18 protein-coding genes and 1 tRNA gene are annotated in these 24,481 nt (G+C 62.8%); 5 read left to right on the top strand and 14 right to left on the bottom strand.

The window, feature by feature from the left end; genetic code table 11:
* The first annotated feature begins 102 nt into the window (after positions 1-102).
* Entirely contained in the window at positions 103-981 is an 879-nt protein-coding gene (locus ACGYLQ_RS07285; RefSeq protein WP_394441586.1) for a 2-dehydro-3-deoxygalactonokinase, read from the top strand.
* A 26-nt stretch (positions 982-1,007) separates the two neighbouring features.
* Here ACGYLQ_RS07285 and hpaR read toward each other — a convergent pair whose 3' ends face one another.
* A complete protein-coding gene (hpaR, locus tag ACGYLQ_RS07290) occupies positions 1,008-1,478 on the bottom strand; it encodes a homoprotocatechuate degradation operon regulator HpaR (protein ID WP_331710992.1) in 471 nt (156 codons plus the stop codon).
* Between the two features lie 186 nt (positions 1,479-1,664).
* Here hpaR and ACGYLQ_RS07295 point away from each other — a divergent pair, with 186 nt between their 5' ends.
* Positions 1,665-3,065: a pyridoxal phosphate-dependent decarboxylase family protein gene (locus tag ACGYLQ_RS07295; RefSeq protein ID WP_394441589.1), complete on the top strand. Its 1,401-nt coding sequence runs from the start codon at positions 1,665-1,667 to the stop codon at positions 3,063-3,065.
* Here ACGYLQ_RS07295 and ACGYLQ_RS07300 read toward each other — a convergent pair.
* Positions 3,062-3,937 carry a hypothetical protein gene (locus tag ACGYLQ_RS07300; RefSeq protein WP_394441592.1) on the bottom strand — a complete coding sequence of 292 codons (876 nt, stop codon included), beginning with the start codon at positions 3,935-3,937 and terminating at the stop codon, positions 3,062-3,064. The genes ACGYLQ_RS07295 and ACGYLQ_RS07300 overlap by 4 nt on opposite strands.
* A 127-nt stretch (positions 3,938-4,064) precedes the next feature.
* On the opposite strand from ACGYLQ_RS07300, the gene ACGYLQ_RS07305 reads away from it, so the two are divergent.
* Positions 4,065-4,140, top strand: a tRNA-Thr gene (locus ACGYLQ_RS07305).
* Positions 4,141-4,228: 88 nt separating this feature from the next.
* Here ACGYLQ_RS07305 and purU read toward each other — a convergent pair.
* Both purU and ACGYLQ_RS07315 read right to left on the bottom strand, forming a co-directional pair.
* Complete coding sequence (gene purU / locus ACGYLQ_RS07310; protein ID WP_067263074.1) at positions 4,229-5,113, bottom strand: formyltetrahydrofolate deformylase; 885 nt, start codon at positions 5,111-5,113, stop codon at positions 4,229-4,231.
* Between the two features lie 234 nt (positions 5,114-5,347).
* Complete coding sequence (locus tag ACGYLQ_RS07315; RefSeq protein ID WP_394441595.1) at positions 5,348-10,465, bottom strand: GEVED domain-containing protein; 5,118 nt, start codon at positions 10,463-10,465, stop codon at positions 5,348-5,350.
* A 373-nt stretch (positions 10,466-10,838) separates the two neighbouring features.
* On the opposite strand from ACGYLQ_RS07315, the gene ACGYLQ_RS07320 reads away from it, so the two are divergent.
* Both ACGYLQ_RS07320 and cueR read left to right on the top strand, forming a co-directional pair.
* Complete coding sequence (locus ACGYLQ_RS07320; RefSeq protein ID WP_394441598.1) at positions 10,839-13,358, top strand: heavy metal translocating P-type ATPase; 2,520 nt, start codon at positions 10,839-10,841, stop codon at positions 13,356-13,358.
* Between the two features lie 9 nt (positions 13,359-13,367).
* Positions 13,368-13,760 carry a Cu(I)-responsive transcriptional regulator gene (gene cueR / locus ACGYLQ_RS07325; RefSeq protein ID WP_067260948.1) on the top strand — a complete coding sequence of 131 codons (393 nt, stop codon included), beginning with the start codon at positions 13,368-13,370 and terminating at the stop codon, positions 13,758-13,760.
* A 68-nt stretch (positions 13,761-13,828) separates the two neighbouring features.
* Here the strand turns inward: cueR and choV are convergent, their stop codons facing one another.
* The 10 genes from choV to ACGYLQ_RS07375 form a co-directional block, all read right to left on the bottom strand.
* Positions 13,829-14,845 (bottom strand): choline ABC transporter ATP-binding protein, encoded by a 1,017-nt coding sequence (gene choV, locus ACGYLQ_RS07330; RefSeq protein WP_394441601.1) that lies wholly within the window; start codon positions 14,843-14,845, stop codon positions 13,829-13,831.
* A complete protein-coding gene (choW, locus tag ACGYLQ_RS07335; RefSeq protein WP_067260944.1) occupies positions 14,842-15,675 on the bottom strand; it encodes a choline ABC transporter permease subunit in 834 nt (277 codons plus the stop codon). The genes choV and choW overlap by 4 nt, the downstream gene beginning before the upstream one ends.
* Before the next feature lie 86 nt (positions 15,676-15,761).
* A complete protein-coding gene (locus ACGYLQ_RS07340) occupies positions 15,762-16,682 on the bottom strand; it encodes a choline ABC transporter substrate-binding protein (protein ID WP_394412750.1) in 921 nt (306 codons plus the stop codon).
* 128 nt (positions 16,683-16,810) lie between these two features.
* Positions 16,811-18,427, bottom strand: coding sequence for a caspase family protein (locus ACGYLQ_RS07345; protein WP_394441603.1), 1,617 nt, complete (start codon positions 18,425-18,427; stop codon positions 16,811-16,813).
* A 118-nt stretch (positions 18,428-18,545) separates the two neighbouring features.
* Positions 18,546-18,941 (bottom strand): monovalent cation/H(+) antiporter subunit G, encoded by a 396-nt coding sequence (mnhG, locus tag ACGYLQ_RS07350; protein ID WP_394412756.1) that lies wholly within the window; start codon positions 18,939-18,941, stop codon positions 18,546-18,548.
* On the bottom strand, positions 18,938-19,225 hold the full coding sequence (locus ACGYLQ_RS07355; protein ID WP_067260936.1) for a K+/H+ antiporter subunit F: 288 nt from the start codon (positions 19,223-19,225) through the stop codon (positions 18,938-18,940). Before ACGYLQ_RS07355 ends, mnhG begins: the two co-directional genes overlap by 4 nt.
* A complete protein-coding gene (locus ACGYLQ_RS07360) occupies positions 19,222-19,722 on the bottom strand; it encodes a Na+/H+ antiporter subunit E (protein ID WP_067260934.1) in 501 nt (166 codons plus the stop codon). The genes ACGYLQ_RS07355 and ACGYLQ_RS07360 overlap by 4 nt, the downstream gene beginning before the upstream one ends.
* A gap of 1 nt (position 19,723) precedes the next feature.
* Complete coding sequence (locus ACGYLQ_RS07365; protein WP_394441606.1) at positions 19,724-21,268, bottom strand: monovalent cation/H+ antiporter subunit D; 1,545 nt, start codon at positions 21,266-21,268, stop codon at positions 19,724-19,726.
* Positions 21,265-21,612: a Na+/H+ antiporter subunit C gene (locus ACGYLQ_RS07370; RefSeq protein ID WP_067260931.1), complete on the bottom strand. Its 348-nt coding sequence runs from the start codon at positions 21,610-21,612 to the stop codon at positions 21,265-21,267. The genes ACGYLQ_RS07365 and ACGYLQ_RS07370 overlap by 4 nt, the downstream gene beginning before the upstream one ends.
* A 1-nt stretch (position 21,613) precedes the next feature.
* Positions 21,614-24,472 (bottom strand): monovalent cation/H+ antiporter subunit A, encoded by a 2,859-nt coding sequence (locus ACGYLQ_RS07375; RefSeq protein ID WP_394441609.1) that lies wholly within the window; start codon positions 24,470-24,472, stop codon positions 21,614-21,616.
* Positions 24,473-24,481: the final 9 nt, after the last annotated feature.

Here is a 24,481-nt window from a genome sequence, read left to right on the forward strand (position 1 = left end):
GAAGCAAATTGGTGGTTCGTCTGTTTGCGTCCAGCGGACGCGTTGAACCCGCAGGCCATAGGGCCTATGCCGTCGGAACATTCCACGACGAGGGGCAGCGCGATGACGGGTTTGAGCAATGCAGATTGGCTGGCGGTAGAGGTTCACGAGGCGCGTTTGCAGGTCTGGGCCATGCAGGGCGCATCGGCGCTTGAGAGCGCCACGAGCGATGGCGAGACTGCCGAACCCGGCGACCTCGCGGCCTTCGACGCCGCGCTCGCTAAGCTGACCGCCCCGTGGCAACTGCCCCGCCTGCCGGTTTTCGTCGCTGGCTTGCCCGCAGGCAGGACCGATGCCACGCCGCGCATGGTGCCCTGCTCCGCCACGGCTGAGCGCACAACGGCTGTCGCCACCGACAACTTCGACCTTCAGGTCATCCCATCCCTGCGCCAGCAGACCCCCAGCGGCCTGCTGCAAGGGGCCGAAACGCGCATCGCGGGGTTTCTGAGCCTCAACAAAGACTGGGACGGGGTGATCTGCCTGCCCGGAGACACGTCGGTCTGGGCGCAGATCAGCGCGGGCGAGGTGGTGAGTTTTCAGACCTTCCTGACCGGGGAATTGCTGGCCCTCTTGGGCGATGGCACCCCTGCTGAGGGCACGGCGCTGGACGACACGGCCTTTGACGATGCGCTCAGCGATGGGCTGTCGCGGCCCGAGCGCATGGCGGGGCGGCTGGCCTCGATCCGGGCCGATCTGGCCTTGCAGGACATCCCGCCACCAACCGCAGAGGCGCGGCTGGCCGGCACTTTGATCGGGGCGGAACTGGCGGCGGCGCGGGCCTATTGGCTGGGGCAAACGCTGGCGGTGATCGGCACGAGCGGGGCTGTGCCGCTCTATCTGCGGGCGCTGTCGCAACAGGGCGCACCGGCGACCGAGGCCGATGGCAGCCGCATGGCGCTGGCGGGGATCTGCGCGGTACGGCGGATGGCGCAAGGGGGCTAACCCCCTGCCCGCTAACACCTTTCCCGTCAGTCTTTCTTTTGCCCGTCGGTCTTTTTCTGCATGTCCAGATTGACGAGATCTTCAAGCATATCGAGCAGGTCTTCCATTCGCTGCTTGCCGAAACGCGCCTCGAAGTCAGAGAACAGCGCCGCCGCATCACCCGCGTGGTCTTGGATCACCTGACGGCCCTGATCGGTGATCGTGACGATGGATTTGCGCCCGTCATCGGGATCGCTGGCGCGGCTGAGCAGCCCCTCCTCCTCCATCGCGCGCAGCATGCGGGTCAGGCTCGGCAGCAGCAGACAGGCCTGCTGCGCCAGTGCGGTCTGCTCCATCGGGCCGGATTCCTCGACCACGCGCAGCACGCGGAACTTCTGTTCCGAGATGCCGCTTTCGTTCAAGATCTCGCGGATCGGCCCCATCACCCTTTCCCGCGCGCGCAAAAGCGCAATCGGAAGGGAGCGGGCAGTGCGGCGCAGGGGGGGCATTGGGGCCATTCTTGACGGTTTCCTGATCGCTACTTACCAAGTCAAAGACCGCCCAAAAGGGCGTGACGACCACCATAGCCGCTGCGACAACATTCTTGAAGAGGTCAAGCCCAGCGGAACAACAGTGAGACAATACAACAACATGGGGCGGGAAATGCGGATGACAACCAGAATTCCACAGCAAGGGAGCGGCGCATGAATTGGGAGGAGTTCCGAGCTTGGGGCCGCCGCGCCGCCGATTGGGCTGCCGATTACCACGCAGGTCTGCGCAACCGCCCGGTGCGCGCGCAGGTGGCCCCCGGCGCGGTGCTATCCGCCCTGCCCGATGCCCCGCCCGAAGGGGCCGAGGCGATGCAGGCGATCTTCGACGATTTCGAACAGACCCTCATGCCGGGCATGACCCATTGGCAGCACCCCCGCTTCTTTGCCTATTTCCCCGCCAATGCCGCGCCGGTCTCGGTGCTGGCGGAATATTTCGTCTCAGCCATCGCGGCGCAATGCATGCTGTGGCAGACCTCTCCGGCAGCGACGGAGTTGGAGACCCGCGTTTGCGATTGGATGCGTCAGGCGATCGGCCTGCCGGATGGCTTTACCGGGGTGATCCAAGACAGCGCCAGCTCCGCCACGCTTTGTGCCGTGCTGACCATGCGCGAACGCGCGCTTGATTGGCAGGGCAACCGCGCGGGGCTGTCGGGGCAGCCGCGCCTGCGGGTCTATTGCTCGGCAGAGGTGCATACCTCGGTCGACCGAGCCATTTGGATCGCGGGGCTGGGCGAAGAGAACCTTGTCCGCATTCCGACCCAAGGGGCGACCCGCGCGATGGACGCCGGTGCGCTCCGCGCCGCCATCGCCGCCGACCGCGCGGCGGGGCATCTGCCTGCGGGCATCATCGCCTGCACCGGCGGCACCAGCGCGGGGGCCAGCGATGACATTGCCGCCGTGATGGATGTGGCCGAGGCCGAGGCGCTCTACACCCATGTCGACGCCGCTTGGGCCGGGTCGGCGATGATCTGTCCTGAATTCCGCAGCCTTTGGGCCGGGGTCGAACGGGCCGACTCGGTGGTGATGAACCCGCATAAATGGCTGGGGGCGCAGTTTGACTGCACGACCCACTTCCTGCGCAATCCCGACGATCTGGTGCGTACCTTGGCGATTCAGCCGGAGTATCTGAAGACCCATGGCGCGGATGGCGTGGTGAACTATTCCGAATGGTCCGTGCCGCTGGGCCGCCGTTTCCGCGCGCTCAAACTGTGGTTCCTGATCCGCGCCCATGGGCTGGAGGGGCTGCGCGAGATGATCCGCAACCATGTGACATGGGCGCAGGATTTAGCCGCGCGGCTGGACGCGACGGAGGGGTTCGAGATCGTGACCCAGCCGATGCTATCGCTCTTCACCTTCCGCCATCTCGGCGGCGAAGACCTCGATGCCCATAACCAAGACCTGCTGAACCGGATCAACGACGATGGGCGCATTTACCTGACCCAGACCCGCATCGACGGAGCATTCGTGATCCGCTTCCAAGCAGGTGCCTTCACCGCCACGGCCGAAGATGTGGCCATGGCCTATGACGTGATCACCGAATTGGCCGGGGCTTAGGGCGCGATCAGGGTGACGCCCGGCATGGCGCGGATGACCTCGACATCCGCGTCATAGATCGCCGTCATCCGCTCGACCAATTCCTCGGTCCAGCCGGGCATGTCGAGCTCTTCTTCGATCTCTTCCTCAAGCGCGTATTTGTCGAGGAACGCGGTGATCACGCGGCGCTTCTGCGCCTCGGACATATCGGGGTGGGTGTCGAGATAGCCGCGAAAGCGCTTCATCCCCTCCTCCGACATGATCGTCTGCAAAAGATCGAAACCGCCTTTGATCTTGGTCTCGGGCGCCAGCCCCGCCATCTCGCGAATGATCTGCGCCCAGATCAGCGGCGCGTCTTCATTGCACCACAGGGTGATGGAAATCCCCGGCGCCGCCTCGCGCAGCTGGCCGATCGTCTCGGACCAGCGCAGGTCCTCCGGCCCCCGCTCTCCCCAGAACGCGGCCGAGGTTTTATCCGCAGCTTTCTCATAAAGCACCGGCACGAGGGAGGCGGGATTGCGGATCGCCATAAAGATGCGAATCTCATCCTCGGGGAAAAGCTGCGCCATGCGCAGCATGCGCACGGCGGCGGCGGGATAAAGCACGCCTTCTTGCAGGGCCGTGGCAGGCGAGCGGAAGAAATTCGCATCCGACAGGATCACCCGGCTGGCTGTCCCATCATCGAGGATCGCATCCAACAGTACATCCCGCGCCACCTCCGACGGCTCCGCTTTATGCATCGCGTTGAGCGTGTCGCGAAACAGGTTGCGATAGGTGCTGGGCCCGGGCACTTTGACGCCCGTCTTGGCGAAATCGTCCTGATTGCGCAGCAGGCATTTCAACAGCCGCTCGTCTTCCGTGAAATGGACACCTGTGTGCAAAACGAGCTGCATGATACTCTGCTTACCCTTGAAAATCTCGGCGTTGAATAGCCCGTCCCGGCGCGCGTGTAAAATCCGAAAGAATCTCGCATTTCCCCTCTTGCACCCCCCGGCTCCTTTCTCTAAATGAGCCCTCAGTGCCCCTATAGCTCAGCTGGTAGAGCAACTGATTTGTAATCAGTAGGTCCGCGGTTCGAGTCCGTGTGGGGGCACCACTTCTCTCTTTAAATCATGCGCTGATCCGCTGCTGTTGGACGCTGGTTTACGCCTGCCTACAGGCTCGGCCAAGCCGCCCGATGGCCCCTAGCCCATCCGCTTGGAGCTGTAGCTGCCGGGCGATGCGGGAAAGACCACGGTTTTATTGCCGTTCAGAAACACCCGGTGGTGGGCATGGGCGTGAATCGCGCGCGCCAAAACGCTCGCCTCCACATCGCGACCGAGCGAGACATAATCCGAGGCGCTTTGCGCATGGGTGATGCGCACGATGTCCTGTTCGATGATCGGCCCCTCGTCCAGATCGGCGGTGACGTAATGCGACGTGGCACCGATCAATTTCACGCCCCTTTCATAGGCCTGCTTGTAAGGGTTCGCCCCCTTGAAGGACGGCAGGAAGGAATGGTGAATGTTGATGATCCGCCCTGACATCTTCTGGCACATGGCGTCAGACAAGATCTGCATGTAGCGCGCCAGCACGATCAGCTCGGCGCCGGTTTCCTCAACCACTTCCATGATCCGCGCTTCGGCCTGCGGTTTGTTCTCCTTCGTCACCTTGATGCAGTGAAATGGAATATCGTGGTTCGCCACAACCTTTTGATAATCCATATGGTTCGAGATCACGGCGACGATCTCAATCGGGAGCGCGCCGATGCGCACCCGGTAGAGCAGATCGTTCAGGCAGTGGCCAAAGCGCGAGACCATGACCACAACCTTCATCGTGGTGTCTTGGTCGTGGAATTCATAGGTCATGCCAAAGGGTTCCGCGACCGCTGTGAACCCCTCGCGCAGGGTCTCGAGCGTGGCACCGGTTTCGGCCTCGGCGCTGATGCGCATGAAGAACTGGCCGTTTTCGGTGTCGTCGAACTGCGCGCTGTCGGTGATGTTGCAGCCGGTTTCAGCGATGTAATTGGCGATGGCGGCAACGATCCCGCGTTGCGAGGGGCAGGTCACGGTCAGGCAGAACTTGGTCATGGGCGGTCCTTAGGGGGGTTGGTCGGGGCGGCAGGGCTTGCGTCGCTTACTCTACCGTTTGCAGGCTCCGCGGGGGAAGGCAAGCGATAGCGCGCGTATGACGGGGGTCGCCCATGCCAAGATCGGCAGCCCTGTTTGGGTGCCGTTTTCCTATGCGCATCAATGTTGATCATCCGTCAAAAAACGGCTGGCGACGCATCAAAATGCACCGCCACTCCGACACGCACTAGCGACCTATTGAATGCCGACCCTGAATTGCACGGCCCCGGTCTCTCCCGGCAACATATGGCCCGTGCAATTCCACTCGATCGTCCCGGCATAGCTGGCCACATTGCTTGTCGGCGCCACCAGATCACAGCTGAGGTTGGGCGAGACCTGTTGCGGATCGACGATAGGCTCCGACAGCTGCGTATAAGGCGGGGTTCTATCGTAGATCTTGACGTTGGACGCCTGCGTGGTCGCGTTGTTTTGCAGATAGATGCGGTACAGAAGGATATCATTCACACTGCCGAGGTTGGTGGTGCCCTCCCCGGTGCCTTGGGTCTCATTCTCGACCGTTTTGCGCAGTTCGATCTGGGTGGAACGCCCCCCGACCGAAACCTCATCGGTATTGCTGGCCGAACTGGTCACCGTGGTCCGGGCGAATGCCGTGGTCGCCAGCACCTGATAGGTGTAGGTACTACCCTGCCCAGCGCCCGAACCGGCTGATACCCGTGAGACGATACAGATGGTCTGCCCCGTGGTGACGGCGATGGGGCCGGTGATCGGCCCATCGACGTTATCGTCACAGCCGATATCTTGGAACAGCGCCGCGCTGAACGCGCCTGTGGGGGTCGAAGTGGCACCGGCGTAGGAGAAGGTCACCTGCCCGTCTGAGGTGGCGGTATAGATATGCGGCAAGGTCGCAACCTGCCCCTGTGCGACGGTCGTGGTCCGGTCGTTGGTCAGACTGGGCAGTTTCAGCAGACCGATGTCCAACCCCATGCGATTGCCGAAAGCCTCGGGCGTGAAGGTGAATTCACCGTCATGCGGGTTGGTGTCGACCAAATCAGGCAGGCCAGTCGTCGCTTCCGAGATCGCCCGGTAGTCATTCGCCGGGATCGCGCGGATCGTGATCGGCCCGCTGTAGCTGCCAGAAAGCCCATAGCTCCAAGTGCCATCGGTCGCGAGACCGGGGGTCGCCAGTACCGCACCACCACTGTCGAGGATCTCCAATACCGCCGAAGATGCCCCCCCTTCGCTGCCGTTGCGGAGGGCGTCATGGGCGGTGCCGCCATCTGCACCATTGTCGATAAAGACACGGCCCGTCAAAATCCGCTCTCCGGTGACGAGGGTCACGGAATAGGAAGCTTCGTCATCGTCGGGCAGTTGGTCGAACAGGTCATCGGTCAACGGCCCCGTGCTGGGATCGCTGTCGGGATCGGGTAGAGAGCTATAGATGATCTCGGCCTGATTGGTGAAATCACCACTGCCCAGCACCGTGGTGGTGATGGTCAGGGTCTCGCTCTCTCCGCTGAGCAGTTCATCCACGAACCACAAGCCTGTGTCGGGGTCATAGGTATCCCCCGTCGCGGGCGCATCGTCCGAGACATAGGCGAAACCGCTTGGGATCTGGTCGATCACCTTGACCCCCGAGGGCGAGCCGCCGCTGACATTGGTGATGGTGATGATCCAATCGATGGTATCCCCCTCCGACACATTGGTGATCGGTGTCGTGGTACCGGTAGCGGCGGCGATTTTGCTGAGTTCGAGGTCACTGCCTGCGGGATCGAAGCCAAAGTCTTGGTCACTGGTCACGCTATTGCCGGAGACAGGAACGCCAAGCAGCGGGTTGGAGGTGCCGATGGTCAGCCCCGAAGGCAGATCGGGGTCCGCCTCGTCCAATGCGACACGGTAGGTCGTGTTCACCATCAACTCCCCCACCGCATAGGTGCCATCGGCCAAGGTATCCGTGGTTACTAGAAAGATGTCATCGGCGGTATTGGCCGGGGTGCCATTGTCGGCAAAGACCGAGATGCCCACACCCGCGCCGAAATTAGTCTCCCCATTGTCTCTCACGTCCGAGGCATCCGCGTCTTCGTAGATGTTGCCCGAAATGCCCCCCAGTGGGATCGGTGCCGGCCCCCGGCAAGAGATGCCATCGCTGCGCCCGCCCTCATCGACGGGAATGCCGGATACCAGTTGCGGCACACCTGTCGCCGTTGAGATGACGAAGAGGTTGTTGGTGGTGTTGGAATAGCCGTACAGCCGGCCATCACGGTCGAACCACAATGCGTCGAAGACGCCTGAATAGACAGCTGCGCCAATGGCTTGCGGCGTTACCGTGCCCGGCGTGCCATTGTTGACAGCCGCGCGGAACAGCAGACCGGTAAAGCTGTCGATCCCATAAACCAGACCATCCACGGGATTATAGGCCAAGTCTTCGGGGTTCACGCTTACGGTGAGATTGATCTGCCCCAGGGCGAGCGGCGTGGCGGGGTTGGTAAGATCGACAACTTGCCAAGTGGTCTGATCAGCCTCGTAGATCATTCGGCCGTTGGGTAATATGTCTCCGGCATTCCGCGCATTCTGCGCCCCGGGGATATTGCCGAAGTCCGTAATGTCGCCCGCGCCATCGATCCGGAAAAGCCTGCGGCTACTTTGATCCACCCCATAGATATAGCCGTCCAGCGCGTTATAGCCCCAGGCGCCGTCGCGGTTCTGTCCGGTGCTGCCCGAGGTCTCAACCGTCGTGGCATAGCTCCCCCCACCATCGCGGAAGGTCATACGCCTCAGCGCAGAGGGGCTGTCGACGATGGCATAGAGCGAAGCATCGCAGACCAGCGGCGGCGGATCGCTTGAAATGGTGAGCGTATAGTCCTCCACCTCCCCCTCAAAGGCTGTGACAAGGCCAGTGCTGTCGGTCGACCAGCGAAAGCGGGCATAGGTGGGCAGTGTCGTGGCCCCCGCGGGCACAGCCACTTCGAACAGGATCGTGCCATTGCTGAGGCCGTCCTTATCCTGCGGGCCGCCGTCTTGCAGGTTCACCGCCACCTGCTCCCCGGCTTGGTTAAAGGTGCCATCGCCATCGAAGTCGATAAAGGCCTGCAGATAGGACGACCCCGGCGCGGCAATCAGATCGCTGACTGTCACCGTGATCTCGGCCAGACCACCACGGTAGAATTGCGGCAGGGTCACCCCGTCCTCATCATCCGACCCATCGGCATCATCCCCCGTGGCCCCGATGGAGTTCTGCGTCAGCAGATCGATATCCGGCGGGGTGCTGCCCAGATAGATCTCAGGCGCGCCCGGGCCTTCGATGATATGCTGCGGATCGCCATAGCTCGCAGGGGCATCGCCCCGGTCGGCGTCGGGCGGTGTCCTGATGGTGATGCCATAGTCTTCGACCTCCCCATCCGGGGCGGGGGTGATCGCATCAAGCCCCGCGGTCGAGGACCAGCGCAGCCGGACGAAGGTCGGCGTCAGAACGGCGGTGACCGGCACGCTGACGGGGAATGAGATCTCACCATTCACCACCCCGTCGAGGTCTTGCGCCCCGCCGTCTTGGATATCCGTCGCGACCTGATCACCAAGGAAGAGGCCATCGCCGCCGAAATCAACGAAAGCCTGTAGGTAACCGGTGCCGGGGGTGGGCTCGTTCACCACCACGGTCACCGTGCGGGTCAGATCGCCATAGAGCTGGGGAAAGCTCTCTTCGCTTTCGTCATCCTTACCGTCGAGGTCATCGCCGGTGCCATCGACGGAATGTTGCGCCGAGCCGTCGCCGTCACCGTTGAGTGCGCCGATCCAATATTGCGCGGTGTCCGCGTGCTGCGGATCGCCATAGGTGACCGGCGCATCCCCCCGGTCGGGGCCGGAGCCTGCGTAGATCGTCGTGGGATCATCACGCCCTTCGCCCGGCCCGTTCGACGCCACGCCATCCCCGTCACCGGGGTTCTCGGAATCCGACAGGTCCGAGACTGCCGTCCCCCCCGGTGTCTGGGCCGTGACCTCCGCTTGGTTGCTGATCGTGGTGTCCAGATCCTCAGGCACCAGCGTGTAAGTCGCCGTATAGACGGCCTTCTCCCCGACCAGCAGCGTACCTTCGGGCGACAGCGACGTGGCGGCCTGAAAGGTGATCACCGGGGGCACGCCCTTGCCGCTGAACTGCGTCTCGGCAAGCTGCACATTGGTGAGATCGACATTGCCGAAGTTCTCAGCGGTAAAGACATAGGCGATCGTCTCACCCGGATCGGCATAGCCGTTGAGGTTGGTATCGACCAATTGCGCCAGTTTCAGCAGACCGACAGAGCCCACATCGATCGAGACCTGCGCGGGCGCGGAATAGGCCCGCGGCTCATTCGGCAGGATGATGGGCGATTGATAGCGGTAGCTGATCGGCGTCGGCGCGGCAAAGAAGGCGACGAAGGGGGTGAAGGTCAACTCCCCGGTCAGGTCGTCATAGCTCCATGTGCCCTCGCCCAGAATGTCGAAACCCACCCGGTGGCCTTCGGAATCTGTCACGATGTTCTGCGCCCCGGCAGGGGGGATCAGATCGACAGCCTGTTTCGCATATTCGCTGGGCTGGCCCGAATTATTCGCCGGCGCATTGTTGTTTTCCGTCGCGACACTGTCGTTGAACAGGATGTTGACCACCACAGGCTCGCTCAGCACCTGTTCTTTCAGATCGTCCTGCAAAACGGGCGCTTTGAAGTCACCGCATTGCAGGTCATAGGTCTGCGCTTCGTCATAGGTCGGATTGGCGAGCAGGACGAGGAAGCCACTGTTGGCGGTCCGACCAAAGCGGAAGGTCGAGGTCTGCGGGTAGAAGATTTCAAGCCCCGATACCGGCTGGTTGCTATAGTTGCGGTCCCCGGCGAGATAGAACACCTCTGTCCCAAGGTTCGCATCCGGCCCTTCGATATAGCCCCGATAGGTCGTCGCGCCGCGGTCAATGCGGACATATTCGACCGTGCCGTCGCAGACGTTCACATAGACCTGCTCATTCAACGGACCGTCGATGTCATTGATCTGAATGAAAACATCCGCAACCACCGGAACCCCGCCGGTATTGGTCGTGATGTTATGGGTGCCCGCCTCATAGAGGTAGAAATCCATGAAATGCGGGTCTTGCCCGGTCGAGGTAATCTGGATTTGCCCATTGCCAGAGGCGAAAACGTGATCCCGGCCCGCAAAGGCCATTTCACCGACGATATCGACCGACACCCCGCCAACCGTACCTGCGTTGCGCCACAAGGCCCGCTCGCCCACGCCTGCCCCGACCACGGTGGGCGCGGCGACGGGATTGAGAATGAGCTGCTGCGCCAAGGCGGCTCTGGTCAGCAAAGCCAGCAAGAACAAAGTCCAAAACATTGCCGCGATCATCCGAAGCCAAGGCCCCTGCCCTGCCAAGGCCGAAAGGCGGCGCAAGTGCTGCGCCGTGAACGTGCCGAGAAAATAAGTGTAAAAATGCATATCTTTGTTCACAACCTTTTAAGATACAGCCTAGCGACGAAGCGGGTTCTGAGGACTTACGCAGAAAGGTATTAAGATATGCTTCCGGTTATAGGGGCGGTGAAGGGATAGGTGGTGGTCGCTCTTGTGCATATGCCTCTGTGCCCTAGCGGGCCGCAAAACTGCCGCGCCTGTGCCGCCGCGCTACCAAATCAATTTTCCGAAAATGACCACTTGACCCTCCAGCAACTGGAAGCCCCATACTCAGCCCAAGACGAATAGAGGGCGTGAAATGGGCAAAGCGGAAACACTCACTTTTGGCGTGCAGAACATAAGCTGCGCGTCCTGTGTGGGGCGTGTCGAAAAAGCGCTAAACGCGCTGGAGGGGATCGGTGAGGCCCGGGTGAATCTTGCGGCAGAAACCGTGCGCGTGACGGCACACCCCGCGTTTAACGCAGGCGAGCTCGACGCCGCCTTGGCGCAGGCGGGCTACCCGGCGCGCAAGACCACCCATCGTTTGCGGCTGTCGAACATGAGCTGCGCCTCCTGCCTGGGCCGTGTGGAACGCGCGCTGCTTGCGGTGCCGGGGGTGCTCTCGACCACCGTGAACCTCGCCAGCGAAGAAGCGCGGGTCGAAACCTTGGAAGACGCCGATCTTTTGCCCGCCCTGCGCGATGCGGCGGCAAAGGCGGGCTATCCCGCCAGCGTCGACACGCCCGAGGCGGGCACCCCCGACGCCGCGACGCGCAAGGAAGCGGAGGCCATCCACCTCAAACGGATGACCCTGCTGGCCGCCGCGCTCACCTTACCCGTTTTCGTGCTTGAGATGGGCGGCCATCTGGTGCCCGCTTTTCACCATTGGATCGCGGCGACCATCGGGACGGAGACAAGCTGGCTTATTCAATTCCTCCTCACCACCCTCGTGCTGGCATGGCCGGGCTGGCATTTCTATAGCAATGGCCTGCCTGCGCTGGCGAAGGGCGTGCCGGATATGAACTCTCTCGTGGCACTTGGATCGGGGGCGGCTTGGCTCTACTCGGTCACCGCGCTCTTTGCGCCGGGGCTGTTGCCCGAAGGCAGCCGCGTGGTCTATTTCGAAGCCGCCGCCGTCATCGTGACGCTGATCCTGCTGGGCCGCTATCTTGAGGCCCGCGCCAAGGGGCGCACCGGGGCCGCGATTGCCAAGCTTATGGGCCTGCGCGCCACCAGCGCACGGGTCGAGCGCGACGGCGCTGTCATCGAACTGCCCTTGGAAAAGGTCGAAACCGGCGACATCATCTACCTCCGCCCGGGTGAGAAGATCGCCACCGACGGCATCGTCGTCGAAGGGCGATCCTATGTCGATGAAAGCATGATTACCGGCGAGCCTGTGCCGGTGGAAAAGGCCGGCGGCGCGGCACTTGTCGGCGGCACGGTCAATGGCACCGGCAGCCTGACCTATCGCGCCACGAAGGTTGGCGGCGACACGGTTCTGGCGCAGATCATCCGCATGGTCGAAGAGGCCCAAGGCGCGAAACTGCCCATTCAGGACTTGGTCAACCGCATCACCCTGTGGTTCGTCCCCGCGGTGATCGCCGTTGCGCTGGTGACCTTTGGCCTCTGGCTGGCCTTTGGCCCCTCGCTCAGCCATGCATTAGTGGCGGCAGTGGCGGTGCTGATCATCGCCTGCCCCTGTGCCATGGGGCTGGCCACGCCTACGTCGATCATGGTCGGCACCGGGCGGGCGGCGCAACTGGGCGTGCTGTTCCGGCAAGGCGATGCGCTGCAAAGCCTACAGGGCGTCAAGACCGTTGCCTTGGACAAGACCGGCACGCTGACCAAGGGCACCCCCGAACTTACCGACCTCGTGCTGATGAACGACATGACCGAGGAGAGGCTGCTGCCGCTGATCGGCGCGGTCGAGGCCCGCTCAGAACATCCCATCGCCCAAGCCATCCTGCGCCGGGCCGAAGCGGCTGGCCCCGTGCCGCGCGAGGTGAGCGATTTCCAATCCCATACCGGCTACGGCGTCAGCGCATTGGTGGCGGGCCGCCGGATCACGCTGGGCGCGGACCGCCTGATGACCCGCGAGGGGATTGATCTGGGCAACGCTCAGCGGATCAGCGCGGATCTGGCCAAGGCCGGCAAAACCCCGCTGTTCGCCGCGATCGACGGCAAATTAGCGGCGGTCATCGCCGTGGCGGACCCGATCAAACCCGGCACGCCCGAGGCCATCGCGCGGCTGCACGACCTCAACCTCGAAGTGGCGATGATCACCGGCGACAACCGCGGCACGGCAGAGGCCATCGCGGCGCAACTGGGCATCGACCGCGTCGTCGCCGAGGTACTGCCCGATGGCAAAGTGGCCGCCATCGACGACCTGAGAAAAGGTGACAACCGCATCGCCTACGTGGGCGACGGGATCAACGACGCGCCCGCGCTTGCGCAGGCCGATGTCGGGCTGGCCATCGGCACCGGCACTGATGTGGCGATCGAAGCGGCGGATGTGGTGCTGATGTCGGGCGATCTACGCGGCGTGGTCAATGCCATCGACGTAAGCCAGCGCAGCATGGCGAATATCCGGCAAAACCTCTTCTGGGCCTTCGGCTATAACGTCCTGCTGATCCCCGTGGCCGCTGGCGCCTTCTACCCGCTGACCGGTTGGCTCTTGTCGCCCGCGCTGGCCGCCGGGGCGATGGCCTTGTCGAGCGTTTTCGTTCTCAGCAACGCCCTGCGCTTGCGCTGGATCGCCGCCCCTCTGACTGAGAGCGCCACCCCATCCCACGGCCCCCGGGCCGCCGCCCCCGTGGCCGCAGACGTAGCCGCAGAATAGGATCGTCCCATGAATATCGGAGAAGTCTCACAACGCACCGGGCTGCCGCCCAAAACCATCCGCTATTATGAGGATATCGGGCTGGTCAAACCGCTGCGCGACGCCAATGGCTACCGTGCCTTCCGCGAAAGCGAGATGCACAAGCTCGCCTTTTTGGGCCGCGCCCGCACGCTGGGGTTCAGCATCGAAGATTGCCGCAACCTGTTGGCGCTATGGGAGGACAAGAACCGCGCCAGTGCCGATGTGCGGGCCATCGCCAAGGACCATCTGGCGCAGATCGAGGCCAAGATCAGCGGCCTGCAAGAGATGCGCGACACGCTCAGCACGCTGGTCCGCGATTGTGCGGGCGATGACCGGCCAGATTGTCCGATATTGAAGACGCTCGGGACAGCGGCGAACTGATCCCTATCGACCACGGTGGGCAGCGCTGCCCTCGGTGAGACAGCGCTGCCGGGCGGGTGGACCCCGCCCTAGCGTTTCAGCCGTTCCACGATGCTATGCGCCGTCACCGTGCCGATCTGCCTGCCCTCGTCCATCACGGCGAAACCCGCCTCCGGGCCGCGCAGACCGTCCATCAGATCCCGCACTGGCGTCTCGGCGCTGGTCTCAGGATGGGCGGCCCCATCGGCTGGCCCCATCACATCGCGGGCGGTCAGCACCTCAAGCGGGTTCATATTGGCCACGAATTCCGCCACATAATCCGAAGCGGGGTTTGAGAAAATCTCGCGCGGGGTGCCGATCTGCACGATGCGCCCGCCTTCCATGATCGCAATACGCCCGCCCAGTTTGAACGCCTCATCAAGGTCATGGCTGACGAAAATGATCGTGCGGTTAAGATCGCGTTGCAGGTCCAACAGCTCATCCTGCAACCGCGTGCGGATCAGCGGATCGAGGGCCGAAAAAGGCTCATCCATCAGCAGGATCGGCGCTTCGGTGGCAAAGGCACGGGCAAGGCCCACACGCTGCTGCATCCCGCCCGAAAGCTCCCCCACCTTGCGGTCGGCCCAATCGCTGAGCCCCACCAGCTTCAACTGCCGCTCGGCCCGCTCCAACCGCTCGCCCTTGGGCACATTGGACAGTTCCAGCCCAAGCGCCACATTGTCGCGCACCGTGCGCCAGGGCAGCAGGCCGAACTGTTGGAACACCATCGACACGCCTTCACGGCGCACCCGGCGCAGCTCTGCCGCGTTGCTCTCATGCACATCGCAGGACCAGCCCTCGGCATGGACCCGCACCGTGCCGCGCACCATGGGGTTGAGCCCGTTCACCGCCCGCAACAGCGTCGATTTGCCCGAGCCCGACAGGCCCATCAGCACAAGGATCTCACCATTCTCAACGGTGAGCGAGCAATCATGCACGCCCAGCACCTGCCCCGTCGCCGCTTCGATCTCGGCGCGGCTTTGGCCTTCGTCCATCAGCGGCAGCGCCTTCTCCGGCTTGTCGCCAAAGACGATGGATACGTTATCGAATTCTACTGCTTTCGTCATTTCCGTCCCACCCGCAGGATACGGTCGAGCATGATCGCCACGACAACGATCACCAACCCGGATTCAAATCCCAAGCCTGTGTTGACTTGGTTCAGGGCACGCACCACCGGCACACCCAAACCGTCTGCGCCCACCAATGCTGCGATCACCACCATCGAGAGCGACAGCATGATGGTCTGGTTCAGACCCGTCATGATCTGCGGCAACGCATAGGGCAGCTCAATCTTCCACAGCGTCTGGCGCGGCTTGGCGCCGAACGCCTGCGCGGCCTCAAGAAGCGCCTTGGGGGTCGAGGAGATGCCCAGTTGCGTCAGCCGGATCGGCGCAGGCAGCACAAAGATCACCGTGGCGATCAACCCGGGCACCATGCCGATGCCGAAAAAGACAATCGCGGGGATCAGATAGACGAAGGTCGGCAGCGTCTGCATCAGGTCCAAGACCGGGGCCACCCATGCATAAAGCCGGGGCCGATGCGCCACGGCAATGCCAATCGGCACGCCCACGCCCATGCAGACCACACAGGCCGAGAGCACCAGCGTCAGGCTCTCCATCGTCTCTTCCCAGTAATCTTGGTTCAGAATGAACAGAAAGCCGAGCACCACAAAGGCCACGGTTTTCCAATTGCGCTGAATGGCCCAAGTGATCGCGGCGAAGACGGCGATCAGGATCAGCGGATGCGGGGTTTGCAGCACCCAGAGGATCGCCTCGATCAGCCGTTCCATCAGGTCCGACAGCCCGTCAAAGAACCACGCCCCGTTCGTTTGCAACCAATCCAGCGCGTCTTCGGCCACATCGGCCACGGGGATCTTGTTTTCTGTCAGCCAGTCCATGTCAGTCCTTCAGGATTGGAGAATTGCGCATGAGAATGACCCGCCCCATCGATCTGGGGCGGGTCTTGTCCATCATAGCGTGAGGATCACTTCAGCGAAGCGACAGCTTCCATCGCATCGCCGCCATCGACGGTGGTCACACCGTCCAGCCATGTGTCGAGCACGTCAGCGTTCGCCTTGATCCAATCGGCGGCGGCCTCTTCCGGCTTTTCGCCGTCATCGAGGATCGCGCCCATGATCTCATTCTCCATCTCAAGGCTGAATTCGAGGTTCTGGAGGAATTTGCCAAGGTTCGGGCATTCTTCGACGAAACCGGCACGGGTGTTGGTGTAAACCGTCGCACCGCCCAGATCGGGGCCAAAGTAATCGTCACCACCCTCAAGATAGGTCAGGTCGAAATTGGCGTTCATCGGGTGCGGCTCCCAACCAAGGAAGACAACAGGCTCTTCCTTGCGGCTGGCGCGCTGCACCTGAGCGAGCATCCCCTGTTCAGAGGATTCGACGACTTCGAATTCGCCCAGTTCAAAGGCATTCTCGTCGATCATCGACTGGATCAGGCGGTTGCCGTCATTGCCCGGCTCAATGCCGTAGATCTTGCCTTCGAGTGCGTCGGCATTGGCAGCGATGTCGGCGAAGGTCTTGATGCCCATATCCGCGGCGGCTTTGTTTACGGCCAGCGTGTATTTCGCGCCTTCGAGGTTCGCGCGCACGGTGTCAACGCTGCCCTCTTCGCGGTATTTGGCGATATCGCCTTCCATCGTCGGCATCCAGTTGCCCAAGAACACGTCGATGTCGCCGGAGGCCATGGAGGTATAGGTCACCGGCACGGCGAGGATCTTGGTCTCGGTGTCATAGCCGAGCGCGTCGAGCACGACAGAGGCGGCGGCGGTGGTGGCGGTGATGTCGGTCCAGCCCACGTCGGAGAAGGTGACTTCGCTACATTCGGCAGCGGCCAGCGATGTCGCGGCAACTGTCGCCAAAGCGGATGTCATAAGCAGTTTTTTCATTGGTGTTCTCCCCAGAGAAGTTTTTATTGACTGATGCGCCAATCAAAAGCCATCGGCCGCGATATTGCAACCGGATTAATTTTGCCAACTTACTGGAGGGGAAAAAGCAATACTACTTGTTTCAAAATTCACTCCCGCGCGGCCTGTTTGGGACGCAGAACCGGGGTGACATTTTCCCCCGCGCCGGGCTCTGGCTCGGCATCGATTTTGGGGGTGTCTTCGGTTTGGGTTGTCGGCTCTTGGTCAGGCTCCTCTTGCGGCGTCTCGGATGTTATCGGAAGCGTTTCCGACGTCTCGGCCTCCGCCGTTTCCTCAGTCGTTTCAGTGGCTTCGGCCTGAGCCGCACCCGCCTCCATCCCAAATGCCGCGCGGATCGCGGCTTGGGTACCGTCGCCATAAAGCCCGTCGATCGCACCGTCATAAAACCCGAAATCCGACAGCTTGCGTTGCAGCGCTTTGCGGGTATCACTGTCGAACAAACGGGGCTCCTCCTGCATCAGCCCCAGCAGGGTGCCATCCCCCGCCCGCAGCGCACGATAGAGGTAGAGCGCGGCGTCCGCCGCCCCGCGCCCCGGCACTTTGTCATCGTCGATCATCGCGGCAAAGTTGAACATCGCAGCAGGGTGTCGCCTGTCGGCTGCACGGCGGAAGTAATCGAGCGCCAGTTCGGGGTCAGCCTTTTGCCCCAATTCGCCCTGCAAATGGATGAAGCCCAGATCGTTCAACGCCCCGGCGTGGCCTCGCTCGGCAGCGTCGCGATAAAGCTGCATCGCGCGGGCCTCGTCCTGCTCCACGCCCCGCCCCTCTTCGTAGAGCTGGGCCAGTTGATAGCGCGCTTCGGCTGAGCCGGTCTCAATCGCGCGCGTGAGCTGCGCCGCCGCATTCTGCGGATCATAGCGCGGATCGTCGGGATCGCTTTGCAGGGCGGCGAGGCCGAGTTGCGAGCGGGTATCGCCCTGCCGCGCCAATTCGGCCAAACGGTGGCCCTGCGTCTCGTTCAAATCGGCCCAGCCCCCCGGGGCCGCCTCCCCGTCACCGCCGCCGAGGAAGAACGGCGTGGGGTTCAACCGCCCAAAGCGCCGCGCAGACAGCGTGCCACCGCTTCGGCTGCGCAGAGCCGCGCGGAAATCGTCCAGCATGGCCCCGACCTCGACCTCCGGCTGGGCCAAAACCTCGGCCAGCGTTTCGGCGAAAAGGCCCGCGTTTTCACCACCCTCATCACAAGCGCCCACCTCGCCAGAAGTCACGACCAAGGTGCCAAGGCGTGGCTCAGGCGGTGGCAGGGGCGCGGTGGCTTGCTGCGGGGCGGCGTGGCAGTTGTCGAGCAGCACAAGCCGTATCTGCCGGGCCTTGCCCGCCGCACGCAGGAGCGCAGGCAGGGCCACCCCCTCGCGCCGCAGCGCCGAGGCCGGGGCCAAGGACGCATCAACCGGGATCAGATAGCTCTGCCCCCCAGAAGCGACGCGGCGGCCTGCGTAGTAAATCAGGGCGATGTCCGCTGTTTCGGCCTGAAAGGCAAAGTCGGAAAGCGCTTGTTTGAACGCCGCGCTATCAGCGTCGATCAGCGTGGTGACGTCGAAGCCCTGCCCCTCCAGCGCCTCAGAGAGCCGCGCCGCATCCGCGCGCGGGCCGTCAAGCGTGGTGCCGTCCTCATAGGCGGAGTTCCCGATGACCATCGCCACACGGTCTTGCGCCGCTGCGGCGATGGGCAGGAACAGCATCAGCAGAAGCGCGGTCAGACGCATATGGCAGGATCCTTTCGGTCAGCTTCGGTTGGGCAGCGCCGCCCATTAACCTATGCTGGCAGGAAAAGGTTTCCACCATCGTAACAGTTTGAAATGAATCCGACCTTGGCCCAACCCCTCAGGCGTTGGGCGAAGTCTCTTCGATCTCGCGGTCTTCTTCCGGCACGTTCAGCGTGGCCCAAGTATCGCCATCCGGCAGCTCCGGCGGGTTTGGCAGGCAATCGCGACGATGGATATTCGCCTTGGCCATGAAATTGGCTGACACCGGCGCGGTGACAAAGATGAAGGCCATGATCAGCAGCTCATGCAGCGACCCCGTGCCCGAAAGGAAAGAGTTCACCATGGCCGCCAGCAGATAGGCCCCGATCCCCAGCGTCGCGGCCTTGGTCGGCGCGTGCAGACGGGTCATCGGGTCGTTCAGCTTGAGCAGACCAATCCCGGCGACCAGCACGAAGAAACTGCCGATCACCAGCAGCGCGATAACGAAATAGGTGGCGATGACGTCGGGGCTCATTCGATGATATCTCCGCGCAAGACGAAACGGGCATAGGCCACGGTCGAGACGAAACCGAGCATGGCAATGATCAGCGCGGCCTCAAAGTAGATCTGCGTGCCCTGCAAGACGCCCAAAAGCACGATGATGCCGATGGCGTTGATGAACATCGTGTCCAGCGCCAGAATGCGGTCCCCGGTGCCGGGGCCGATCCACAGACGGATCATCGCCATGAACTGCGCAATGGCGACGAGGGTCAGCGCCCCATAAAGCGCCAGCGTCAAAAGGTCGGTCGCTTGGGTCATACGAAAATCTCCTTCAAGCGGCGTTCGTAGCGGTCTTTGATCTCATCACGCACGGCGTCGGGGTCGCTCGCGTCCAGCGCGTGTACCAAAAGGTAGCGCCCGTTGTCCGACAGGTCCGCCGAGACGGTGCCGGGGGTCAGCGTGATGGTGCCCATCAGGATCGTGATCGCCTCGGGTTCTTTCAGGTCCAGCGGCACGACAACCCAAGCGGGCGACATGCTGGCGTTGGATTTGGTCAGGATGATCCAAGCCACCTGAATATTGGCGATGACGATGTCCCAGATCACCAAGAGCACATAGGCCAGCGTCCGCAGCGGGCGGATGCCCTGCGCGCGGTCGGTCCACCAGCGCGCGGTCAAGATCGGGATCACGACACCAAGGATCAGGCCAAAGACCAGCATGCCGGCGCTGAACTTGTTTTGCAGCAGGATCCACACGGCGGTCAGCAGCAGGGTCAGAAACGGGTGCGGCAAAAGCCAACGGATCGGTCGCATCATGTCAATGGGCCTCCTCTTTGCCGTCCGACAGTTTGCCGGGGGTCTCCAACACGGTGGTCAGGTAACGTTCCGGCCCGAACAATTGCTTCGAAATCGCGGTGGCATATTGGGTGGCCGGTCCGGCCAGCAGGGTATGTGCCACCAGCAGGGCCAAGAGCCCGCCCACCGCGACATAGCTCAGCGCCGAGGGGCGCTCGGCCGGGGTTGCCCCCTTCTCCGGCGTGACGCTGCGCGCCTTCCAGAAGACCACGCTGCCCGCACGGCCAAAGCCCACGAGGCTCAACAGGCTCGCGCCCAAGATCACGGCCCAGATCCAGACCCAAGCATCGCTGGCGGCGGCGGCATCCATGATCAGCAGCTTGCCCAGAAAACCCGAAAGCGGCGGCACGCCGACCATGGCGATGGCCGCGACAAAGAACAGGGCCGAGGTCAGCTTGGCCCCCGCCACCTGCGGCTGCGCCGTCAGATCAAGGTTGTCGCGCCCGGCCCGCGCGAGATCGGCGATCAGGAACAACGCGCCCGAGGCCAGTGTCGAATGCACGATATAATAGAGCGCCGCGGCGATCCCCTCAGGCGTGAACAGCGCGATTGAGATCATCACCATGCCCATGGAGCCGATGACGGAAAAGGCCACCATACGGTCCAACTGCTTGGCCGCCAGCACGCCGATCATGCCAAGCGCCAGCGACAGCAGCGCGGCGGGCAGCAGCCATGTGGTGTGCAGATCCGCCGTCACGGCCAGTTCGGGCGGGAAGATCAGCGTATAGACGCGGATGATCGCATAGGCGCCGACCTTGGTCATGATGGCGAAAAGCGCCGCCACCGGCCCGGGCGCTTCGGCATAGCTCGACGGGAGCCAGAAGTGCAGCGGCACCACGGCGGCTTTGACCGCAAAGACCATCAGGAGCAGCACCGCCGCAATGCGGATGCCCACGGTCGCGCCCGCGTCGATCAGGGCAACGCGCTGCGCCAGATCGGCCATGTTGAGCGTCCCAGTCTCGGCATAGATGGCGCCGAGCGCAAAAAGGAACAACGTCGAGCCCAGCAGGTTATAGAGCACATATTGCACCCCCGCCCGCAGCCGCGGCGTGCCACCGGCGTGGATCATCAACCCGTAGGAGGCGATCAGCAGCACTTCGAAAAAGACGAAGAGGTTAAAAAGGTCGCCCGTCAGGAAGGCGCCCATGATCCCCATCAGCTGGAACTGGAACAGCGCATGAAAATGCCGCCCGCGTTCGTCCCATTTGGAGCCGATGACATAGAGCAGTACAAACAGCGCCAGCACCGCCGTCAGCGTGACCATCAGCGTCGACAGGCGGTCGCCGACCAGCACGATGCCAAAGGGCGCGGCCCAATCGCTGAGACGGTAGAGCATAACACTGCCGCTCGCCGCCTCGACCGAGAGGCCAAGCCCCACGACGACCAGCGCCAGCGCGCCAAACAGCGACAGCACCCGCTGGATGGTGATGTGATAGCGTGCGGCCAGAATGATGAAAGGCGCGATAAACGCAGGCAGCACGATGGGCAGGATCAGCCAATGGGTCATGTGCGGTCCTCCGCCTTGGTATCGGTCAGCGGCTCATCGACATGATCATCCTTATTGCCCAGATAGGCCCCGAGGGCGATCATCACCACCACGGCGGTCATGCCAAAGGAAATCACGATGGCGGTCAGCACCAGCGCTTGGGGCAGCGGATCGGTATAGCGCGCGGCATCGCTCAGGATCGGCGGCGCGCCCACGGTCAAACGGCCCGAGGCAAAGAGAAAGACGTTCACCGCATAGGTCAGCAGCGACGTGCCCATGATGACGGGAAAGCTCCGCAAGCGCAGCACGAGGTAGAGGCCAGAGGCCGTCAGGATGCCGATGGCGGATGCGACGAGAAGTTCCATTTTATGCCTCCGCCTTGGTGTTGTCTTCGCGCGATGGGTCGATGTCCATCGGGTGATCGGCTTCGGGCACATGCGCCCGGCGCGCCAGCCGCGAGAAGCTTTCAAGCGACAGCATCACCGCCCCCACCACGGCAAGGAACACGCCCAGATCAAACAGCGCCGCCGTCGCCAGTTCGAACTTGTCGAAGGGCGGGATGCGCACATAGGTGAAATCCGATGTCAGGAACGGTTTGGCAAAGAGCCACGATCCGATCCCCGTCAGCCCCGCGATCAAAACGCCGGTGCCGATGATCCCATGATAAGGATAGCGCAGCCGCGCCGAGGCCCAGGCAAAGCCGCTGGCCATATATTGCATCACCACGGCGATAGAGACGATCAAACCGGCGATGAAACCGCCGCCCGGCTCGTTATGACCGCGCAGGAAGATGTAGAAACCCACCATCAGCACCACCGGCATGATCACGCGGGTCATCACCACCATCATCATCGGGTGCCGGTCGCCCGCGCGCGGCTGGTCGGGCTTGCGGTTCAGCAAACGCGCCCGCACCGGGCCCGAGAGCAGCGTCTCGGTCAGCGCGTAGATCAGCAGGGCCGCGATCCCCAGCACGATGATCTCACCATAGGTGTCGAAACCCCGGAAATCGACGAGGATCACGTTCACCACATTGGTGCCGCCGCCACCCTTGTAGGAGTTGGCGAGGTGGAATTCGGAAATGCTCGGCGCCACGGTGTCGCGCAGCAGGTAGTGATAGGACAGCGCCATGGTCGCCGCCCCCGCCGCGAGGGAGACGACAACGTCCCGCGTCCGACGCAGCACGCTGCTTTCGATTGGTGTGCGGTTGGGCAGAAAGTTCAGCGCCAAGAGGAGCAGGATGATCGTCACCACCTCGACCGTCAGCTGGGTCATCGCCAAGTCAGGCGCGCTGAAGAAGACGAAACCAGCCGAGACGATCAACCCGACGATGCCGATCAGGATCAGCGACAACAGGCGGTTGCGGTGCAGGAAGACAAGGCCGCAGGCCGCCGCGACCAGCATCAGCCAGCCCGCGATCTGCACGGCATTGGTCGGCTGAAGCGCGCGGCTCGCCGCGCCCACCGTGCCGGTGGCCCAAGCGTAATAGCCCACGCCCACCACAGTCACCGCCATCACGGCAGCATAGCGTGAGAAAGCCCCGTTGTGCAGCCGCAGCGATACCGCCTGCGACAGGCCGACAGAGGCCGCGATGATCCGGTCAAAGATACGCTTGGCCTCGGGCCGGGGTGCGGCATCCCAGATGCGCAGCAAGGGGGTGAAGAGCGCCAGCAGGATCAGCCCGCCCACGACCGCGATGATCGACATATAAAGCGCCGGACCCAGCCCGTGCCAGATTTTGAAATGCGCAGAAGGCATCTCGGCCGCGTCGCCGAGGACAGAGGCGGTCACCAGCTTGACGAAAGGCTCGGCCAGAAACGGCGCGAGGCCGATCACCACCACGGGGATGATCAACAGCGCCGGCGGCAGCCACAGGCCGGGCTTGGGATCATGCGGATGGTCGGGATAGTCGTCGCGCTCTTTGCCAAGGAAAGTATGGCCGATCAGCCGGAAACTATAGGCCGCGGAGAAGAGCGCGCCAAAGGTCGCCAGCGCGGGCACCAGCCACGGCAGATCGAAGAGCGTGGTGTGCAGCGTCTCTCCCAGCATCATCTCTTTCGACAGGAAGCCATTGAACAGCGGGATCCCCGCCATCGAAAGCGACGCCAGCGTGGCGATGACGAAGGTCACCGGCATCAGATGGCGCAACCCGCCCAAACGGCGGATGTCGCGCGTATGTACCGCGTGATCCACGATCCCCGCCGACATGAAGAGTGCCGCCTTGAAGGTCGCGTGGTTCAGGATGTGAAACACCGCCGCCAGCGCGCCAAAGGCCGTGCCAGTGCCCAAGAGCATGGTGATCAGGCCAAGGTGGCTGACGGTCGAGAAGGCCAAAAGCGCCTTCAGGTCATGTTTGAACAGCGCGATCACCGCGCCCAGCACCATGGTGATCAGCCCCGCCGTAGTGACGATGACGAACCACTCCGGCGTGCCCGAAAGCACCGGCCACATCCGCGCCATCAGGAAGATCCCCGCCTTCACCATCGTGGCGGAGTGCAGATAGGCCGAGACCGGCGTGGGCGCGGCCATGGCATGGGGCAGCCAGAAGTGGAAGGGGAACTGCGCCGATTTGGTGAAACAGCCCAGCAGGATCAGGATCAGCGCAGGCAGATAGAGCGGCGAGGCTTGGATCGCCTCGCGGTTCTCCAAGATCACGCTCAGGTCATAGCTGCCGACGATCTGCCCCAGCAGCAACATGCCACCGATCATCGCAAGCCCGCCCATGCCCGTCACGGTCAGCGCCATCCGCGCGCCTTGGCGGCCTTCGGGCAGATGCTTCCAATAGCCGATCAACAGGAAGGACGACAGCGAGGTCAGCTCCCAAAAGACCAGCAGGATCAACACGTTATCGCTTAGAACGATGCCCACCATCGCGCCTTGGAACAGCAAGAGGTAGGTGAAAAACTCACCCATATGATCGTCGCGCGACAGATAAGAGCGCGCATAGGCGATGATAAGCAGACCGATGCCAAGGATCAGACAGGCAAAGAAAAAGCCAAGACTGTCGAGCATCAAGGTCAGGTTCAGACCAAGCTGCGGGATCCAGTCAACCCGCGCGGTCAGCACCTCTCCGGCCAATACGGCGGGCAGATGGGTCAGCAGGCCGACAAAGGCCACGAGGGTAACCATGAAGGTGACCCCGGCGCAGGCTTGGCGCCCTGCGGAATTCATCAGTCCGGGTAGCAAAGCACCAAGGAAAGGCAAGGCAACGATAAGGAAGAGGGACACGCGAACTCC

The sequence above is a fragment of the Sulfitobacter sp. 1A12779 genome, assembly GCF_043557315.1.
Lineage (GTDB): Bacteria > Pseudomonadota > Alphaproteobacteria > Rhodobacterales > Rhodobacteraceae > Sulfitobacter > Sulfitobacter faviae.

What these genes read in the sequence shown, in the direction of transcription:
- ACGYLQ_RS07320 (WP_394441598.1), top strand. Translation starts at nt 10,839, where the DNA reads ATGGGCAAAGCGGAAACACTCACTTTTGGCGTGCAGAACATAAGCTGC.
- ACGYLQ_RS07345 (WP_394441603.1), bottom strand. Translation starts at nt 18,427, where the DNA reads ATGCGTCTGACCGCGCTTCTGCTGATGCTGTTCCTGCCCATCGCCGCA.
- cueR (WP_067260948.1), top strand. Translation starts at nt 13,368, where the DNA reads ATGAATATCGGAGAAGTCTCACAACGCACCGGGCTGCCGCCCAAAACC.
- ACGYLQ_RS07360 (WP_067260934.1), bottom strand. Translation starts at nt 19,722, where the DNA reads ATGATGCGACCGATCCGTTGGCTTTTGCCGCACCCGTTTCTGACCCTG.
- ACGYLQ_RS07355 (WP_067260936.1), bottom strand. Translation starts at nt 19,225, where the DNA reads ATGACCCAAGCGACCGACCTTTTGACGCTGGCGCTTTATGGGGCGCTG.
- ACGYLQ_RS07340 (WP_394412750.1), bottom strand. Translation starts at nt 16,682, where the DNA reads ATGAAAAAACTGCTTATGACATCCGCTTTGGCGACAGTTGCCGCGACA.
- hpaR (WP_331710992.1), bottom strand. Translation starts at nt 1,478, where the DNA reads ATGGCCCCAATGCCCCCCCTGCGCCGCACTGCCCGCTCCCTTCCGATT.
- ACGYLQ_RS07300 (WP_394441592.1), bottom strand. Translation starts at nt 3,937, where the DNA reads ATGCAGCTCGTTTTGCACACAGGTGTCCATTTCACGGAAGACGAGCGG.
- ACGYLQ_RS07285 (WP_394441586.1), top strand. Translation starts at nt 103, where the DNA reads ATGACGGGTTTGAGCAATGCAGATTGGCTGGCGGTAGAGGTTCACGAG.
- choV (WP_394441601.1), bottom strand. Translation starts at nt 14,845, where the DNA reads ATGACGAAAGCAGTAGAATTCGATAACGTATCCATCGTCTTTGGCGAC.
- ACGYLQ_RS07315 (WP_394441595.1), bottom strand. Translation starts at nt 10,465, where the DNA reads ATGTTTTGGACTTTGTTCTTGCTGGCTTTGCTGACCAGAGCCGCCTTG.
- ACGYLQ_RS07295 (WP_394441589.1), top strand. Translation starts at nt 1,665, where the DNA reads ATGAATTGGGAGGAGTTCCGAGCTTGGGGCCGCCGCGCCGCCGATTGG.
- ACGYLQ_RS07365 (WP_394441606.1), bottom strand. Translation starts at nt 21,268, where the DNA reads ATGACCCATTGGCTGATCCTGCCCATCGTGCTGCCTGCGTTTATCGCG.
- ACGYLQ_RS07370 (WP_067260931.1), bottom strand. Translation starts at nt 21,612, where the DNA reads ATGGAACTTCTCGTCGCATCCGCCATCGGCATCCTGACGGCCTCTGGC.
- choW (WP_067260944.1), bottom strand. Translation starts at nt 15,675, where the DNA reads ATGGACTGGCTGACAGAAAACAAGATCCCCGTGGCCGATGTGGCCGAA.
- mnhG (WP_394412756.1), bottom strand. Translation starts at nt 18,941, where the DNA reads ATGAGCCCCGACGTCATCGCCACCTATTTCGTTATCGCGCTGCTGGTG.
- purU (WP_067263074.1), bottom strand. Translation starts at nt 5,113, where the DNA reads ATGACCAAGTTCTGCCTGACCGTGACCTGCCCCTCGCAACGCGGGATC.